The organism is Leptospira ellinghausenii (assembly GCF_003114815.1).
GTDB lineage: Bacteria > Spirochaetota > Leptospiria > Leptospirales > Leptospiraceae > Leptospira_A > Leptospira_A ellinghausenii.
In genome coordinates, this window is the sequence record NZ_BFAZ01000008.1 from 149,809 (window position 1) to 165,797 (window position 15,989).

Below are 15,989 nucleotides of genomic sequence, written 5' to 3' on the forward strand. Positions count from 1 at the left end.
AACCTCTGATTCCCTTAGAAAATTGACCTATGATCCAAGCTAGCGGCATTACAGTCTCCTTCGGGAAAAAACCCCTTTTTGAAAACGTTTCCATTAAATTCAAACCGGAGTGCCGTTATGGGCTTATTGGAGCCAATGGTTCGGGAAAATCGACCTTCATGAAGGTCCTGGCGGGCATTCTACAGCCCTCTGCAGGCTCTGTGGTCCTCGACAAGGACGTAAAAGTTGGGTATTTGAAGCAGGACCACTATGAATACGAAAATGAGACCGTACTAGGCACTGTTTTACGAGGGAATCCTGAACTTTGGAACCTAATGGCAGAACGTGACGCCATTTATGCCAAAGAAGACATGACGGACGAAGAAGGGATCCGGATTTCCGAAATTGAAGAATTATTTGCAGATATGGGTGGATACGAAGCCGAATCGGTTGCGGGGGAACTTTTAGAAGGTCTTGGAATTCCTACCACTGCTCACAACCGTCCGCTTAACTTTTTAACAGGTGGGTTCAAATTACGAGTTCTCCTTGCCCAAGTGTTATTTTTAAAACCAGATGTCCTCCTCCTAGACGAACCAACGAACCACTTAGATATCAAAACCATCCACTGGTTAGAAGAACTTCTCATCAATTATGAAGGTGTGGTCATCGTGATTTCCCACGACCGTCACTTTATCAACTCAGTTGCCACTCATATCGCTGACCTTGACTATAATACCATTCGAGTTTTCCCAGGGAACTACGACGACTTTATGATTGCTGCTGAACAATCCCGCGAACAACTCATGAATGACAGCAAAAGAGCAAAAGAAAAAATTGCCGACTTACAGGAGTTTGTTTCAAGATTCTCAGCTAACGCTAGTAAATCAAAACAAGCTACGTCTCGTCAAAAGATGATCGAAAAAATCAAATCTGATATGGTAGAGGTAAAACCTTCTTCAAGGGTAGCTCCTTACATCCGTTTCAAAGCAAAACGTGTGTTAGGAAAAGATGTCTTCGAAGCAATCAACATTACAAAGTCATATGATGGAAAACCAGTCATCAAAGACTTTAGCATTTCCATTACGAAAGGTGAGAAGGTGGGGATTGTTGGAACAAACGGTGTAGGTAAAACCACACTTCTTAAAATGTTATTAAAAAAATTGGAACCAGATTCTGGCCAAGTAAAATGGGGTGATTCGGTAGAAACATCTTTTTTCCCGCAGGACCATAGAGAAGCAATGGAACCAGATGCAGATACTCTGGTTGAATGGTTACTTCGCAATTCACCTCAAGGCACAGAAGTACAAGAGATTCGTGCAATTTTAGGTAGGATGCTTTTTTCAGGTGATATGGCCAACAAATCCACAACTGTGTTATCGGGTGGTGAAAAATCTCGTATGATCATTGGAAAAATGATCCTTGCTGGTGACAACGTAATCGCTCTTGACGAACCAACTAACCACTTAGACTTAGAAACGATCGAAGCACTAAACTACGCCTTATCTTTGTTTGATGGAACAGTGATATTGGTTTCGCATGATAGGGAGTTTATTTCCTCACTTTGTACTAGAATTATTGAAGTAACTCCAGAAGGAATCAAAGACTTCAAAGGAAATTACGAAGAATTTTTGGAAAGAGAAGGAAACGATTTTTACAAACGACTTACTGGGGGAGCAATCCTTACCCCTTAAAATTGGTAATTTAAGGAGAGATTTGCTGATTGCATTTCTCTCCCTGCCATCACTTCCGTAGTCACACTAAACCTTCCCTGTCCAAATCGTAAGCCTAAACTTCCATATCCAAAACTGGAAACATGATCATAACGAGTAGCGAGACGAATTCCAATAACACTCGGATAGGTCGAAAAATCATCTGGATTAGATCGAGTTGAAATCAGTGCATACCGACTCACTTGAATTGAAGTATATCCTTCATTGTATACACATCCAAAACCAGGTGTAATAGATAAAATTCCAATTGTCCAATTGTATTTCACATCGAAAGAAAAAGAAGATATCCTTGATTGGTAATACAAATCATTGATTCCCAACCACCTTCGTTTTTCTCCGTCGATTCGGAACTGAGTGGTTCTACGATCATACGAACTTAAGTATAAGTCTTGGTTTGTTTGAAAAAATCCAAATCCAAAAGAAAAACCAGAAGATTCTGGGAAATAACGAAACAAAATTCCATAGTTTTGGATCTTTCCCCTAACTTCAGTATTACGAATCTTTACGAATGGAATATTTGCTTCCGTAAATTCATAAGGGAAAAAATGTGTTGTGACATTCCAACGACTGGCATAAGGAGTTTGAAACAATTGACTCAGATTGGCTGTAAAATTGAAGGAAGGAGACGCAGCGACACCTTCTTTTGGCAAATTTCTAAGTTCAGAGTTTTCATAATACAAATCACGTGCTTTAGCTTGTCCTCTTGCGATCGTGTAACCTAAGCCCAAACGGTAGGAGGGAACATTCTGGGCACCTGATTGGTTTGCATTCAGATTTTGTAATACTGCATTCTCTCCCATGGACCGAAGAAAGCCATTCGTATAAATTCGATCTAAAGCGGGGCCCGCAAAATTTCCGAGGAGTTGGTATTCGGAAGGAATGTTTGCACACTCTGCCCCTCCACAAATGACTTGTGCTTCTAATTGAAAACTTTTTCCCAATAAAACTGGAAAGAAGAATAAGATTGCAAAAAATTTGTTGGTTGTGCGAATCATTGAGAGTTTCATACTTCAACATTTTGAATCAAAAAGGACAATTGGTTTCATGATGATTCCACAAAATCCGTTCGATACAAAAAGTTAAGTTAAGCTAACTTCCGTTACTGAATATTTTGAAACCATTCCAAAAATAGTTCCATCGCTTTTTTTCGGTGTGAGACTTTGTTTTTTTCTTCTTCTGGGACTTCTGAAAACCGTTTTCCGAAATTCGGATAATAAAAAATAGGATCATATCCAAATCCATACTTTCCAATTTCATCATAATCATGGGTGATGAACCCTTCTACCTTTCCATCAAAGGAAACTTGGTGAATCGTATCTACATAACTCACAACACAATTATAATATGCCTTTCTATTCGGATTCTCTCCTAACTTTTCAAGTAAATAGAGAGCACGTTCTCTATCGGTAAGCCCAAGACCACCAAATCTTGCGGAATATACTCCCGGTTCCCCAGAAAGAGCATCCACACAAATCCCAGAATCATCAGCAAAAGACGGAAGGCCTGTTAGGCGAAAGAGTTCTCTGGATTTGATAAATGAATTACCAACAAATGTAGACTCAGATTCTACTGGTTCGAAGTTGATGCCTAAAGTTTTTGGTGTGACTACCTCATAACCCAAAGGTGAGAGTAACATTTGCATTTCTTTTCGCTTATGATCACTTCCAGATGCAAATGCTAACGTTTTTTTTGTCAGTGGGAATCTTCCTCGTCTAACTGGAAACCTTCCATTGCAGAAGGCAAGTCAGGAAAAATTTCAAAAACTTTATCTAACATTGTGATTTCGAATAATTGGATTAAATCTTCATCAACCACAATCACCTTAATATCACCGTTCAAAGGCTTTAACTTACGTTTTGTGGCGACAAAAATCCCTAAAGCAGTTGAACATATATGATGAACTTTAGTTAAATCTAAAATGATTTTTTTAACAGAACCTTGGGTGAGTTTTGACAATTCTTTTTCAATTTCATCGGAATCCACTTTTAAAATGGCTCCAGAAAATTTGATAATCCTTATGTCATCCTTGACTTGAACATCCATTCGATTCAATCACCCCGCTTAACAAGAAAACTACGCAAGTTACCTTCCTTACCCCTCTCAGTTTGTACAACCGAGCAATTTCATTGAGTGAGGCACCTGTCGTAAATATATCATCTACGAGTAGAACATGAAGTCCTTCTATGATTCTATCACTTTTTGTGAATTCGAATGCCTTTTTTGCATGAAAAAATCTCTCTTCAAATCGTTTCTCCGACTGTTTGTCCTTTGAAACCTTACGAAGACTCGTATCTTCCCTTAATTTTAGGCCTCGTATCAGCCGATTTCGTAACGACCAGGCGACATGGTAAGGTTTTGGTCCAGGTTTCGGTTTGGAAGGAACCATTACAAAACAATCGGGAGGGTCGAGTTTCCAAAATTTTGCCAACTGCCTCCAACCTAAACAGAAGTAGTTGGAGATTTGTTTTTCGTTTTGGAATTTTAAGGAAAGGAAAAGTTCTTTGGCGATCAGGTCTCTCTTTTGCAAAGAGTAAGTTTCCTCATAAAATACAAAACGATCCACTGGTTTCGGAATGGAAAAAGGTGTTTTCCAGCTGTCTTGTGATCTGGCACAATTTTTGGTGCAAACTTTACACAAACCGAAAATGTCTGAGAATCGATCGTGTTGCCCACAACGGATACAGTACTTTGGAAATAAAAATGACAGTAGTGAAAAAAAAACCCCTCTCATATAGAAAGGGGTTTTTTAGGTAAGAGTTTGGTCTTACTTTTTTAAAAATTACTTAGCAGGAGTTGTAGTTTGCGGAGCAGGTGCCGCTTCTACTTTTGGCCCTTCACTTGCTTTTTGGATTGTTGAAGTTGGAGGAGTTAAGTCAACAGTAAGTTTTACTTCGATGACATCCGATTGGTTTCCAACATTGTCAACAGCCATAGCTTTGATCACGTGATCCCCTTGTGTTTCAATTGCAATTGCTTCTACATAAGGTTTGAATTCTTCTTCGTCAACTTTAACTAAGATTTTTTTCACACCAGATTCTTTGTCAGTTGCGTTTACATAGAATACGTTTCCTTTTCTTTGGAAATTTTTTCCATTGATGTCCACTAAAGGGAAAGAAGGAACGATTTCAATTGTAGGTTTTACATCGTCAACAGTGATGATCATAGAAGACTCTGGAGAAGAGTTTCCAGACTTATCAGTTGCAGAATACTTAATTGTATTTGCACCACCAACTTCCAATTTGATTGGATCAGCGTAAACTTTAGAAGCTTCTTGGTTGATACTGAATTGAACTTTTTCTACACCTGTTTGGCGGTCTTCCGCAACAATTGTGTATGTGTTGTTTTTAGAAGCAAAAGGAACTCCGTCTAAAACAAACAGTTGTTCTTGTGGAACAAGGCTCACACGTGGAGCAGTATTGTCTACATTCACAACAAGGATTTTTGGAGTTTCTGCGTTCCCTACTTTATCAACGGAACGGTAGTAAATCTCAGTAAGTCCTTCTTCCGAAATACGGATTGGTTGAGTGAATCTTCTATACTCACCATTTTTTGGTTTCCATTCGATGAAATCGATCATGGACGAATCATCTTTTGCGTCTAAAGAAAACGATGTTTTACTAGTGATAAAAAGAGCGGGTGCATCACTTGTAGAAGCTCCAGCTTCTTTTTTGTCTCCCAAAATGTCTTTTACAGTTGTCTCAACTTTGTTCACACCATCTTTGGCTTGTGTAGACGTGGTTTCAGTTTTTTGAATTGCCTTGTCTTTGGTGGAAGTAGTGGCTTTTGGGTCAGCAACCTGTGCTGAGATTTGGCCTGCGAAAAAAATTGTTAAAATGGCCAAAAGGTATTTGTGCGCCTGCATTAGTATATGTCTCCTTTTTACAGATAAAACATATATATCCTCTTTGTAAGGAAATATTGTCAACATGATTGCTTTAAGAAACACCATAATCCTAACACTTTTTCTCATTTCTCCATTCCATTCCGAAATCAATGGCGAGACTGGCATTTGGAGGGAAATCCTTCTCGAAAATTTTGAACTTTCAAATTTCAATGCGAGTCATTTGCGCACAAAATTGGAAAAAGGAACAAAACTTCCCGAAATCAGCCTATCAAACAATTTCACAGCACCCATTCCTGGCTCCAAACAAGCACTTGTGCTTCGGATTCCCAAAGATGCCAATTTACCATTTTCATTGTACTTTCCGAAACCCATTGAAGTGAATGCTTTCATTAAAGAGATCTCCATCCCGATTTACTCTTCTCAATCGAGTGGGAACCTAACACTGATCATAGAAACGCAAGATGCAGAAGTTAGACAATTAAACCTTACTTCGCTAAACTACCGTGGTTGGAAAACCATCACTGTTTCCATTTCAAAAAATTTCGACCAAAACGATCGGGTTTTTCTACAAAAAAGTTCCATTCGTATTTTAGGATTCTTTTATTTACCTTATGAAAACAACGACCCAAACCAGGAAGTGCTAATCGCGATTGATGATATAACTGCTATTGTGCGAGATAAATATAGACCTCTCCGAAACAAAGAAATCTTATTAGAGGATTGAGTTTTTATGGCTTTTTCCAGGATTTCTCCTCGGAAGTCTCTGAAAAAAACTCTTTTCTTCCCAACCTCGTAACCAATCCTGATCCTAAATGGAAATGGAACTCTCCTTAGAACAATACGAAACCCTGCTCAAATTAGTTTATATGGGAGATTGGGTCATTTCCACATTACAAGCCAAAGACAGATCGGAGGATGAACCAGATTCTGATTCTCGATTTGCAGACGTTGTTCGCCATGTTTTCTCACAAGCTGAACATGCGGGTTTAGGTAATATTGTCCAAATTGACCAAAATAATGGAGAACCATACCTGACTCGTGAGTTTGAAGAAGAAAGTGGTCTTGTTGATATTCTGGAAGACTATGAAGACGAAGTATTTTGGCAAGCTCTCATAGAACGTTTGGCCCACCGTGATTTCCTGCGCCACTATGGAGAAACTGCGATTTCCCAAATGGCCATTGAAGAACGAATCGAAAAAGAAACCCCTTTTCATGACCAATGGGCAACCGAATTCCATGAAAATGGATTAGAGAATATTAAAACTTAAAAACTAGTTATTGCAAAAGGATCTATTTGGTTTTTGGCCAAAGAAGTCGATCTTCTCTCAATTTCTTCTTCGACATAACATCATCAAGTCTTGTTCTCAAAGCATATTCGATTTGGCTTTTTGTTTGTTGCGATAATACATTTGCATCAGCTGGATCACCAACGTCACGTAACAACAGTTGAATGGTATCAAAAGTTTCCTGGTTTAAAAAATCTCCATTCTTCGGTATTTTTGGAATCTGGTACCAAAGTTTCAAAGCATCCGATTGGAGTTTGGAATCTTGTTTCCACTGCCCATGTTCCCATAGGACTTTAGCTTTTTCAAACATTCCATCCTTTGTTCGGTAAAAATTTGGAGTGTGAGTGAGAAGAGTATCGAGAATATCGATTCTTTTTTTCACATAGGCTTCTTCGGCATCCATCACATTCAGAATCTTTTTTTCTTTCAAAAGATTTTTATACTTAGCTTCCACCTGCCGGAGAGTTTCATACCTAAGAGTTTGTTTTTGTTCGGGTGAAGAGTTTTTTAAATAATCTTTAACTCTGAAGTATTGTTCGAGAGCTTTTCCTTGGATGTAATAGATATTTTCAATCGAAAATAAAATTTCAGTTCCAGTATTGGTTCCTAATTGAGCTGACAAAGCCGCCATCATTTGTCTCAAAAAATCTTCTTTATTCAGATTTTCTTGGAAGTAATCGATAGCAAAATAACTCATATCGTTACTAAAAGGGTATGCTAACCTTTGTAAGTTTTCATAATACAAATCTCTTACAAATAAATTCAAATCTCCTTTATTGGGGTCATATCCCATAAACCTTGAAATAAATTCATCTAACTGCTTTTCTTTTTTTTGTTTTAATGTCCGATCTAAGTATTTGGTTCGATCCTCTTTTGGCATCGATAAAGGAGATTTAGGTGGAAGTTCCCCTTCTTTTGATAATTTCATTGTAATTGGTGAAGTTGATTCCTCACCTTTACGGAATTCTTCTATGATACGGTTTCTTTCTTTGTGTAAATATAAATTGTCTTCTGCAGAATCAATATCTACTTTAAATGGATCTCTGATATTTTTTAAAGTGGGAAGAACATCTTTAACAATAATGTCTTCAAAATCTCGATGTCTTTTGATATAAGAATCAGCAACACCTGAATTTTCATTGATTTGATCATAATCATTTCGGAACTGTTTTCTTAAGTTTGAGGTTCCTTCTAAATTTTGAACCAAATCTTCCCACTGGCTTCCCTTATATTTTCCTTTAGAAAAACCTTCTTTGCCTTCACCCTCCCCTTCCTCTTGGCCCTCACCAGGATCTTCATTTGATTCAGAATCACCTGATTCACCCATATTTTTACCAAAACTCATTTCAAAAGAGAGTTCTTTCTCATCTTCGGTTGCATAAATCCAAGCGGGACCACAAAGAGTTTTTTGGTAAATGGAGTCTGAATGATTAAATGAATATATAATAAATGTTATGTGAGAGACAACGGAAACATAGAATGCTATGTAAAAACGATTCTCAAATAAAACATTACGAATTCCTTTTAGCATAAACAAAAAACACAAGTCCTACAATTCCCATAAACAAATAAGACAGTAAGTTTCCATAAAGTCGATAAAATGTCATTTCACCTGGGATAACCGATACCTTTTTCCGGATGGTTGCCGTAGTTTCAATTGGTGTGAATTCGTTATCTATATTACGTCCTAAATGATCCGTAAAAACGGACGTTCCTGAATTTGTAGATCGAACGATCCACTTTCGAAATTCAATCGCACGCAAACGACCCAAGGTATGGTGTTGATAGGATTCAACTGAATTTCCATACCATTTATCGTTTGTTACATTCACGATAAAATCTGGATCTCCCTCAAATTTACGCACAAATTCCGAGATGATCACTTCATAACAAATCAAAGGCAAGAAGGACCCAATTGTTTTTTCTTCAATTTGGTTAGAACGGTAATGTTCTCTTACCGAATCCGGACTCAACCCAAATGTATCTTCCCAATGTAAATCTTTCGTTACATTTGAAGGAGTTTGACGACTTTCATAATAAGGAATCAAATCCATTTTTGTTCCTGGTGCAAATTGTCCCGTTTGACCAGACAAAGCATACATCCATTCAAATGGCATGTATTCACCAAAAATGAGTAAAAATACTTTTTGGTAACTGTTTTTCCTTTCGCCATTTGGATTCATGAGTACGGACGAATTGTACGTACGAATGTCATTGCGGATGATTCGCGCAGACTCTTTTCCTCCAGGAATGTCTGCATCCAATTCATTATAAAATAAATTGGTTCCATGTCGTAAACTGATGATGGCCATTAGAGATTCAAATTGGTGCCAATATATCCGAATGGATCTAGTTACTTCTGAATCATGGGTGGTAAAAAATGGAACTCCAGATTCTGGTAAAACCACCAAATCCACTGGTTTCTGTTTTAATTCTGTTTCCACCATACGGTCGATACGAGTCATTAAATTTCGAATTTCTTCAGCGGGGTTTCTTCCGTCTCGAAACTCCAATGGAGCATTCGGTTGGACAATGAGAACCTCTCGTTCTGCGATTGGTTGGACATTATCCCATTTATGGTACAAATAAAAACCATTCCCAAAAAATAACACCAACACAATCAAAAGAGAAACTATACCAACTAACAGTTGCTTGGCAAGTTTTCGGTGTTTTGTGATCAGAGACTGAATCAAAGACAAAAAATGGAGGAATTTTTTCGGATTTTTAAGGTAAAACAAATAATAAGAAACAAAAAATAAAAAACCAGATAATCCATAAGCACTTGTATACTCTGCGTTTTGTGCTAAAATTTGATTTTCTGCCACTACGTTGCCGAAGTACCAAGGGAAAACTTGGGGAGTAAAAAATTCAGCAAACAGAATCGAAAACGATGCAATCAATGGAAAAAATTTTCCAACTTTTTTTACCAAAAAAGAGAAAATAAGTAAATAAACAGGAAATTTAAAATTTAATAAAATAGCAGATCCAATAAAAATGGGAACGGCTAAATACCAATCGAATCCCCCAAAAACAGTTGTCATATGGTAGACCCAATGGAAGGACACCAAATAAAACAAAATGGCAAAACCAAATCCGTGGTAGATGAGTTTTTTCCATTCACCTCGGTTTCTTTTTTCGATGATAAAGAGTCCGAAAGGAGCAAACCATACAAAGATAGGCAAATTGAGAGGAGCAAAGGAGAGAAAAGAAAATACGGCAGTTACCGTATAACAAAGAACGGATATGAACCCTTCGCGTGAAATTAAAAAACGAGCCAGTTTCATATCCGTTAGACTACAAAAAAAAGATTACGATTTGTTGTAGTTATTATTACCGTTTTGTACTTTTGTGAATATCATTTTTCCGGCAGCAGTTTGGATGATACTTGTAACAACTACACGAACATCTTTCCCAACTAAATGGCCACCATTTTCGATCACAACCATAGTTCCATCTTCCAAGTAACCAATTCCTTGGTTTTCATCCTTCCCTTCTTTGATGACGGAAATTTGAAACTCTTCACCAGGTAACACAACGGGTTTTAATGCATTGGCAAGGTTGTTTAAGTTGAGAACTCGAACTCCTTGTAACTCTGCTACTTTGTTAAGGTTAAAGTCATTGGTAACAACAGCTCCACCAGTATCTCGAGCAAGTTTGACTAGTTTTGCATCCACTTCTCGAGTATCAGAATAATCAGTATAAGTGATTTTGACTTCAATCGATCCTTTTCTTTGGAGTTTGTTTAACATCTCAAGACCACGACGACCACGAGCACGTTTGATCGGATCAGAAGAGTCGGAAATCAATTGGATTTCACGTAACACAAAGTTAGGAAGGATGAGTGGGCCATCTAAGAAGTGTGTATCTGCAATGTCTAAGATCCTTCCGTCGATCACCACTGAAGTGTCTAAAATTTTATCTCGAATATGTGAATTCGTTCCTTCCAGCCCTGGAATGGAAAAACTAGAACCAGGTGCACCACTGCCACCACCAAAAATGGAAAGGCCAGGTTTTTTAGAAAACGAAACCCCTGCTTTTACTCCAGTTAGGAAAAAAAGCACAGCAACAAAAATGGAAACCGATTTGTATCCATAATCATTAAGCAAACTGACAGGAAATGCAGCTATGGAGAGTCCAAGCAGTGCACCAACACTTGCACAAAGAACAACATCTGCTTTAATTTCTGGGAATAATTTTCTCTCACCGAGAATTAGAACCAAAGAATAAACCAGAACAACGCCAGCTAGTACGCCCGCCAAAACGATGTTTTGCGATTCTGAATGTATAAAGAAAAACGATACCGAAGTGACAAGAAATGCCCCAATGGCTGAAAGTAAATGTTTCATAACTCAATCCTTGTAAAAGAGTTTGAGTAAAAACGGAAGTTTATTCTAAATCTAGATCATCATCCAATTCTTTTGGAGGTGGTGGTGGTGCCATACCTTGCACTGAAGCTGCCAGCACATCGGAAACAATGTTTCCTGCTTCTTCTTGGGGTACACCCTTACTCAATGCAATTTCCATCTTTACTAAATTATAGGCGCTCTCATAGAGCTTTCTCTCCATAATGGAGAGTTCTTTGCCATAGGCACGTCTGTAAAGATTACGGCACACATCAGCCACTTCGAAAATAGAACCAGATTTGATCTTGTTCATATTGTTCTGGTAACGGACTTTCCAGTCCTCTTCCGTGTCGACCTCATCCTTTTTTAGGAGAGTGAGAACTTTTTTGATCTCTTTTTTATCAATGATCGACCGGATACCCACATCCATTGCGCGATCCACAGGGATAGAGACCTTCATTTTGGAACCTTGAATTTCCAAACTGTAACAGTCTTTTTTCTTCCCCAGAATCAGCTTTTTAGCAACTTCTGTGACTTCACCTACTCCATGGATCGGGTATACAACGTAATCCCCAACCTTGAATTTAGGCTCTTTAGTTTTTTCGTTTAGTTTTTTTGTAGCCAAGTAAGTATAATAACTTCCGTAAATACTCTTACCTAGAGTATACCTGAAAAAAGGCCAATGTCAAGGAAGTTGGCAAAAATAGTTCAGAATCGAATGGTTTTTACTTCTGCTCCAGTCAATTGGGGCAATTTACCTTTTACGATGTCCAAAGTTTCCTTTGCATCTTCCAATCGGTAAAAATAACCAGCAAATAATTTCCCTGTTGAAGTGCGAAAAATCCTACCTCTTAAATTTGGCTGGGATTCTATCAGCTGTTTGCCGATTGAAACGGCTTCTTCTGGGCTAAAATCACCAATTTGTACCATATAATTGATTTGGTCATTTTTTGGTGGGAATTTTAACGTAGATGGAAATGGAGAGGAAGCATTTTGTTCGGAAGACGGTTTTTCTGTTTCGTTTGTTTCATCCACTTCCCTTTGGGAAGGAGATGGAATGGTAGATAACTGCGATTTTGTCCCTACATTCGAAAATGAAGTTTCAGCGTTTTCCTTAAATTTACTTTCTTTTTGACCCAATTGGATACCAACCACCATTCCTGAGGTAAAAAGTAAAATGCCACCAATGAGGAGGATGAACGCAGATTTTGGTTTGGCGCTGACTTGAGAATAAGAAGGAGCTGGGAAAGGAGAATGGTTTGGATTCTCCCCATCGTAGGGTCGGCCGGACCGAAGCTTTCTGGAATAATCTATATTTTGCATGGGCGTTCCGATTTCTCTATTACCACAATTATCGGAAGGAGAACCCAAAAAATAGACTGGTTTTTTAGGATTCCATTCATTAGCGATGAACCAAAATCCAAGCTACCTATCTGGGAAAGTTCAGGATTTCTTTAAAAGTTTGAATACAATACGAGTTACAACATTAACATTCGCTAATGGAATATTCATTGAAAGGTACTTGATTCAAAAGAAACTGGGATTCGTTTCTCATGAATTGCCCTCTTTGCCATTCTCCATCCAATCCCTTTTACCAAAACAAATTCAGGGTTTACCATCGGTGCACAAACTGTTTGTCCATCTTCATGGATAAAACTTTTTTACCTTCAGTTGATAACGAGAAAAAAAGATACCTTGAACATAACAATGATATCCATGATGTTCAATACCAAAATTTTTTGAGACCCATTGTCGAAAAAGTCCTAACACATCAAAAACCTGGGGATTTTGGTTTGGATTATGGTGCTGGCCCTGGACCAGTTGTAGAATTTTTACTCAAAGAGAAAGGGTATCAGATACTTTTATTTGATCCTTTTTTTCACCCGTATCCAGAAAATTTAACAAAACAATATGATTATATCATTTTAACAGAAGTAGTGGAACATTTTCATCATCCAAATTTAGAATTCCATAAACTTAAGTCCCTTCTAAAAGAAAATGGAATGTTATATATCTTAACACACCCTTATGACGATTCCATTTCCTTTGATCGTTGGTATTATAAAAATGACCAAACACATACCTTCTTTTATACAAAGGAGGCATTTGAATGGATCAAAGAATTTTATGGATTCAAACGAATGGAAATAGAGAACAGAATCATCCTATTTCAATTATAAGCTAAATTATAACAAACGAATCAATTCTTCGAGTTTTTTATTCTCAGGCGAAATTTTCTTTAGAATTTGAACAAGATAACTTGTCCGATCTTTGTCTCCTAACAACCTACATACATCCGCTAAATGGATTAAGTTCCGTATGTTATTTGGTTGGCGAAGACGCACTCTTTCACTTAACTCTTGTGATTCAAACAAAAATGATTGAGATTTATAAATGGAATAAAGTCTTTTGTATAATACAGATGTATGAAACATCCAACTTGTATCTGATGGGAAGTTTTCTAAAGCTAAACTTGCATACTCCATTGCCTTCAGAAGATCACCCTCTTTTTCGTACAATTTTGTAATGAATTTTAGTTCCAAAATGGATGTATCCAAAGCAGAAGGGTAAGATAAAAGTAATTCTAAAGCTTTGGAATTTTGCCTTTCTTTGATTAATTTTTTTGCTTCTTTCCAAAACTTCCCTGGTTTGCTTATTGATTCTAAGTTATATTCCAAGGAAATCAAACTCAAATCGTCTGAATACTTTCCTTTTGTTTCGAGAACGGATACCAAGTTTTGCAAATCACCATTTGATTTTTCAATACAATCTAACACTAAGTTTTGGTCTTCATTGATATCTCGGTATTTTCCGGAGTTAGAGATAACCAAATCATCTTTCCCATCTGAACCACAGAATATTTTATCTCCCTTTTTCATTTGAAAAACAGAAATAAAACGATTGGATGGAACTTCCATTACACCTAATTTATAATAATGAATTTCTTCTTCAATGAATGACGCTTTTGCATCACGATATAAAATCACCCAAGGATGTTCCAAGTTTATGAAATAAAGTGTACCCGTTGACTCTTCCAATAATCCGATTACGGCTGACACGAGCATTGCTCCATCAAATGTTTCGAATATTTTTTGAAGGTCTAAGTAACAATCATGTAACCATCTTTCCGGGGAACGGTTTGAGGAAGTTGGATCCATTTTGGAACGAATGATAATGGAATTGTAAACCGCTCCTAGCACAATAGCACCACCAGCACCTTGTATGGATTTACCCATTGCGTCGCCATTCACAAATGCTTTGTATCGTTTGCCTTGTAAGATCAGATTATATACTGAAAGATAATCTCCGCCTAATTGGTATTCCTTACTTCGAAATTGAAATTTTTTATACTGATTTAAAACCGTATCTATGGTTACTGCATTACCATCTAACTCTTTACCGATAAGAGGATCAAACAATAAGGTGGTTAGAAAATAATCCCCATCTTGTTGTGACTTTAATGCTTGCAAAGCTTCTGCAGCTTTTGTTACTTCTTCATTTTTTTTTGTGATACGAAGGTGGTTTAAAAATGAGTGGAATCTGTACCTTTCAATGATCAGTCCACTAAAAACTCCCAAGATATAACTTAAAATTAAGTTTTGCATCGAATAATCTGTGGCTGGTGTATTTAAACTTGGTTTGTATATAATAACAGCTGTTAAGAATAAAAAAATCGAAATTGGATAGTATATGAAAAGAGTTTTTCTGGGAAGTGGTAAAAAGGAAAGAATGATGACTACCATTTGTAATCCAGATACATAAGGTGCGTCGTCGGCAATTCTTCCCGTAAAAAACGATGTAGTAAACAGCACATAACCATATACAACATAACCCCAAGTTAATCCCTCTAATCTAGATTGAATGTTCCGTGATTGATTGAATAAGTTTAGGAAAATATAAAAAACACAAAGGATGGTAAATCCGAGCCGAAAGTAAAACATCTCCGGAAATTCTGGGTGGAGTTTTGCATCAGTATCAAAGGCAAAGCCAAGCAAAGCGATGCTGCCGATTAAACTTCCAGGGAATTGGATGATTCTCGTTTGGCGATCTAACTCTTTACAATATTCTAAATTATAAATTTTCCTTTCAGGGATTAAATCAAAAAATCTAGAAACGATCGTCTGGAAATGCTGATACACAATGCCTAATTAGACGAAAAAACCCGCACGAAGGCGGGTTTCTCCAAAACCTACTTTCTAAATTTTTTAGAAAAAAGTTTTTACTGGGGTATCAGTTGTTGGTGCAATTCTCGAGATGATATCGCCAAAAGAGAAAGCGAATAACAACGCAAGGAAAGCAAACGCTGAGAGGAAAATCACTCGGTTTAGCATATTGTCATACTTTAAATGCATGAAGTAAGCTAAAACGAAGAAAGCTTTACAAGTTGCGACAGCCATTGCCACAATCATATTCCATTTTCCTAAGTCATATTGAGCAACCCAAACGGTTACGAAGGTTCCAAAGAATAGAGCAAGTAGAACAAACACATATGTTTTGATGGAAATCACATGGTGGTCGTGTTCTTCTTCCTCTTCACCATCCTCTACCCACATAGAAGCAGAAGCATGATCTTCTTTATGATCTTCATCTCCCATAACAAATTTCAGCAATTTGTTGTCTTTGTTTTCGGATGTGAATTTTGCAAAACGATCTGTTTGGAAAAATTGACCAAACCAGTTTACAATAAATCCAAGGATTGTAGCGGTTGCAATCCCTGGAGCAAAAATTCCAAACCCTAAAACAGGTGTAAAAACAGCCACGAGTGCAATGAAGTATAGTCCGTAATTGATTACGTATTCCATTTTAT

Annotated in this window: 16 protein-coding genes; 4 read left to right on the forward strand and 12 right to left on the reverse strand. The window is 37.4% G+C overall.

Features of this window, described 5'->3' with window-relative positions:
* Nucleotides 1–29: 29 nt before the first annotated feature.
* On the forward strand, nucleotides 30–1,670 hold the full coding sequence (locus DI076_RS07885; protein ID WP_108959391.1) for an ATP-binding cassette domain-containing protein: 1,641 nt from the start codon (nucleotides 30–32) through the stop codon (nucleotides 1,668–1,670).
* Here DI076_RS07885 and DI076_RS07890 read toward each other — a convergent pair.
* The 5 genes from DI076_RS07890 to ompL47 form a co-directional block, all read right to left on the reverse strand.
* Nucleotides 1,667–2,704 (reverse strand): Lsa36 family surface (lipo)protein, encoded by a 1,038-nt coding sequence (locus DI076_RS07890; RefSeq protein ID WP_245918330.1) that lies wholly within the window; start codon nucleotides 2,702–2,704, stop codon nucleotides 1,667–1,669. The genes DI076_RS07885 and DI076_RS07890 overlap by 4 nt on opposite strands.
* Before the next feature lie 104 nt (nucleotides 2,705–2,808).
* On the reverse strand, nucleotides 2,809–3,405 hold the full coding sequence (gene rdgB / locus DI076_RS07895) for an RdgB/HAM1 family non-canonical purine NTP pyrophosphatase (RefSeq protein WP_108959393.1): 597 nt from the start codon (nucleotides 3,403–3,405) through the stop codon (nucleotides 2,809–2,811).
* Nucleotides 3,402–3,752, reverse strand: coding sequence for an STAS domain-containing protein (locus DI076_RS07900; RefSeq protein ID WP_108959394.1), 351 nt, complete (start codon nucleotides 3,750–3,752; stop codon nucleotides 3,402–3,404). Before DI076_RS07900 ends, rdgB begins: the two co-directional genes overlap by 4 nt.
* Entirely contained in the window at nucleotides 3,730–4,272 is a 543-nt protein-coding gene (locus DI076_RS07905) for a ComF family protein (protein ID WP_245918332.1), read from the reverse strand. The genes DI076_RS07900 and DI076_RS07905 overlap by 23 nt, the downstream gene beginning before the upstream one ends.
* A 216-nt stretch (nucleotides 4,273–4,488) precedes the next feature.
* Entirely contained in the window at nucleotides 4,489–5,571 is a 1,083-nt protein-coding gene (gene ompL47, locus DI076_RS07910; protein ID WP_108959396.1) for a multi-beta-barrel domain surface protein OmpL47, read from the reverse strand.
* A 64-nt stretch (nucleotides 5,572–5,635) separates the two neighbouring features.
* On the opposite strand from ompL47, the gene DI076_RS07915 reads away from it, so the two are divergent.
* Both DI076_RS07915 and DI076_RS07920 read left to right on the forward strand, forming a co-directional pair.
* Nucleotides 5,636–6,277, forward strand: coding sequence for a flagellar filament outer layer protein FlaA (locus tag DI076_RS07915; RefSeq protein WP_108959397.1), 642 nt, complete (start codon nucleotides 5,636–5,638; stop codon nucleotides 6,275–6,277).
* A gap of 94 nt (nucleotides 6,278–6,371) precedes the next feature.
* Nucleotides 6,372–6,821 carry a hypothetical protein gene (locus tag DI076_RS07920; protein WP_245918333.1) on the forward strand — a complete coding sequence of 150 codons (450 nt, stop codon included), beginning with the start codon at nucleotides 6,372–6,374 and terminating at the stop codon, nucleotides 6,819–6,821.
* Nucleotides 6,822–6,843: 22 nt separating this feature from the next.
* Here the strand turns inward: DI076_RS07920 and DI076_RS07925 are convergent, their stop codons facing one another.
* The 5 genes from DI076_RS07925 to DI076_RS07945 form a co-directional block, all read right to left on the reverse strand.
* Entirely contained in the window at nucleotides 6,844–8,370 is a 1,527-nt protein-coding gene (locus DI076_RS07925) for a hypothetical protein (RefSeq protein ID WP_108959399.1), read from the reverse strand.
* Nucleotides 8,351–10,123, reverse strand: coding sequence for an apolipoprotein N-acyltransferase (gene lnt / locus DI076_RS07930; protein WP_108959400.1), 1,773 nt, complete (start codon nucleotides 10,121–10,123; stop codon nucleotides 8,351–8,353). The genes DI076_RS07925 and lnt overlap by 20 nt, the downstream gene beginning before the upstream one ends.
* A gap of 24 nt (nucleotides 10,124–10,147) precedes the next feature.
* Nucleotides 10,148–11,185, reverse strand: coding sequence for a PIN/TRAM domain-containing protein (locus DI076_RS07935; protein WP_108959401.1), 1,038 nt, complete (start codon nucleotides 11,183–11,185; stop codon nucleotides 10,148–10,150).
* A 40-nt stretch (nucleotides 11,186–11,225) separates the two neighbouring features.
* Entirely contained in the window at nucleotides 11,226–11,807 is a 582-nt protein-coding gene (locus DI076_RS07940; protein WP_004785733.1) for a CarD family transcriptional regulator, read from the reverse strand.
* Between the two features lie 83 nt (nucleotides 11,808–11,890).
* On the reverse strand, nucleotides 11,891–12,505 hold the full coding sequence (locus tag DI076_RS07945) for a hypothetical protein (RefSeq protein WP_108959513.1): 615 nt from the start codon (nucleotides 12,503–12,505) through the stop codon (nucleotides 11,891–11,893).
* A 311-nt stretch (nucleotides 12,506–12,816) separates the two neighbouring features.
* Between DI076_RS07945 and DI076_RS07950 the strand changes: the two genes are divergently transcribed.
* A complete protein-coding gene (locus DI076_RS07950) occupies nucleotides 12,817–13,362 on the forward strand; it encodes a class I SAM-dependent methyltransferase (protein ID WP_369689763.1) in 546 nt (181 codons plus the stop codon).
* 6 nt (nucleotides 13,363–13,368) lie between these two features.
* Here the strand turns inward: DI076_RS07950 and DI076_RS07955 are convergent, their stop codons facing one another.
* Both DI076_RS07955 and DI076_RS07960 read right to left on the reverse strand, forming a co-directional pair.
* Complete coding sequence (locus DI076_RS07955) at nucleotides 13,369–15,321, reverse strand: PP2C family protein-serine/threonine phosphatase (RefSeq protein WP_108959403.1); 1,953 nt, start codon at nucleotides 15,319–15,321, stop codon at nucleotides 13,369–13,371.
* 66 nt (nucleotides 15,322–15,387) lie between these two features.
* Nucleotides 15,388–15,984 carry a cytochrome C oxidase subunit IV family protein gene (locus DI076_RS07960; RefSeq protein ID WP_108959404.1) on the reverse strand — a complete coding sequence of 199 codons (597 nt, stop codon included), beginning with the start codon at nucleotides 15,982–15,984 and terminating at the stop codon, nucleotides 15,388–15,390.
* Nucleotides 15,985–15,989: the final 5 nt, after the last annotated feature.

Coding starts and splice junctions, on each gene's coding strand:
- DI076_RS07925 (WP_108959399.1), bottom strand. CDS start 8,370: ATGCTAAAAGGAATTCGTAATGTTTTATTTGAGAATCGTTTTTACATA.
- DI076_RS07900 (WP_108959394.1), bottom strand. CDS start 3,752: ATGGATGTTCAAGTCAAGGATGACATAAGGATTATCAAATTTTCTGGA.
- DI076_RS07890 (WP_245918330.1), bottom strand. CDS start 2,704: ATGATTCGCACAACCAACAAATTTTTTGCAATCTTATTCTTCTTTCCA.
- DI076_RS07885 (WP_108959391.1), top strand. CDS start 30: ATGATCCAAGCTAGCGGCATTACAGTCTCCTTCGGGAAAAAACCCCTT.
- DI076_RS07960 (WP_108959404.1), bottom strand. CDS start 15,984: ATGGAATACGTAATCAATTACGGACTATACTTCATTGCACTCGTGGCT.
- DI076_RS07920 (WP_245918333.1), top strand. CDS start 6,372: ATGGAACTCTCCTTAGAACAATACGAAACCCTGCTCAAATTAGTTTAT.
- lnt (WP_108959400.1), bottom strand. CDS start 10,123: ATGAAACTGGCTCGTTTTTTAATTTCACGCGAAGGGTTCATATCCGTT.
- ompL47 (WP_108959396.1), bottom strand. CDS start 5,571: ATGCAGGCGCACAAATACCTTTTGGCCATTTTAACAATTTTTTTCGCA.
- DI076_RS07915 (WP_108959397.1), top strand. CDS start 5,636: ATGATTGCTTTAAGAAACACCATAATCCTAACACTTTTTCTCATTTCT.
- DI076_RS07945 (WP_108959513.1), bottom strand. CDS start 12,505: ATGCAAAATATAGATTATTCCAGAAAGCTTCGGTCCGGCCGACCCTAC.
- DI076_RS07935 (WP_108959401.1), bottom strand. CDS start 11,185: ATGAAACATTTACTTTCAGCCATTGGGGCATTTCTTGTCACTTCGGTA.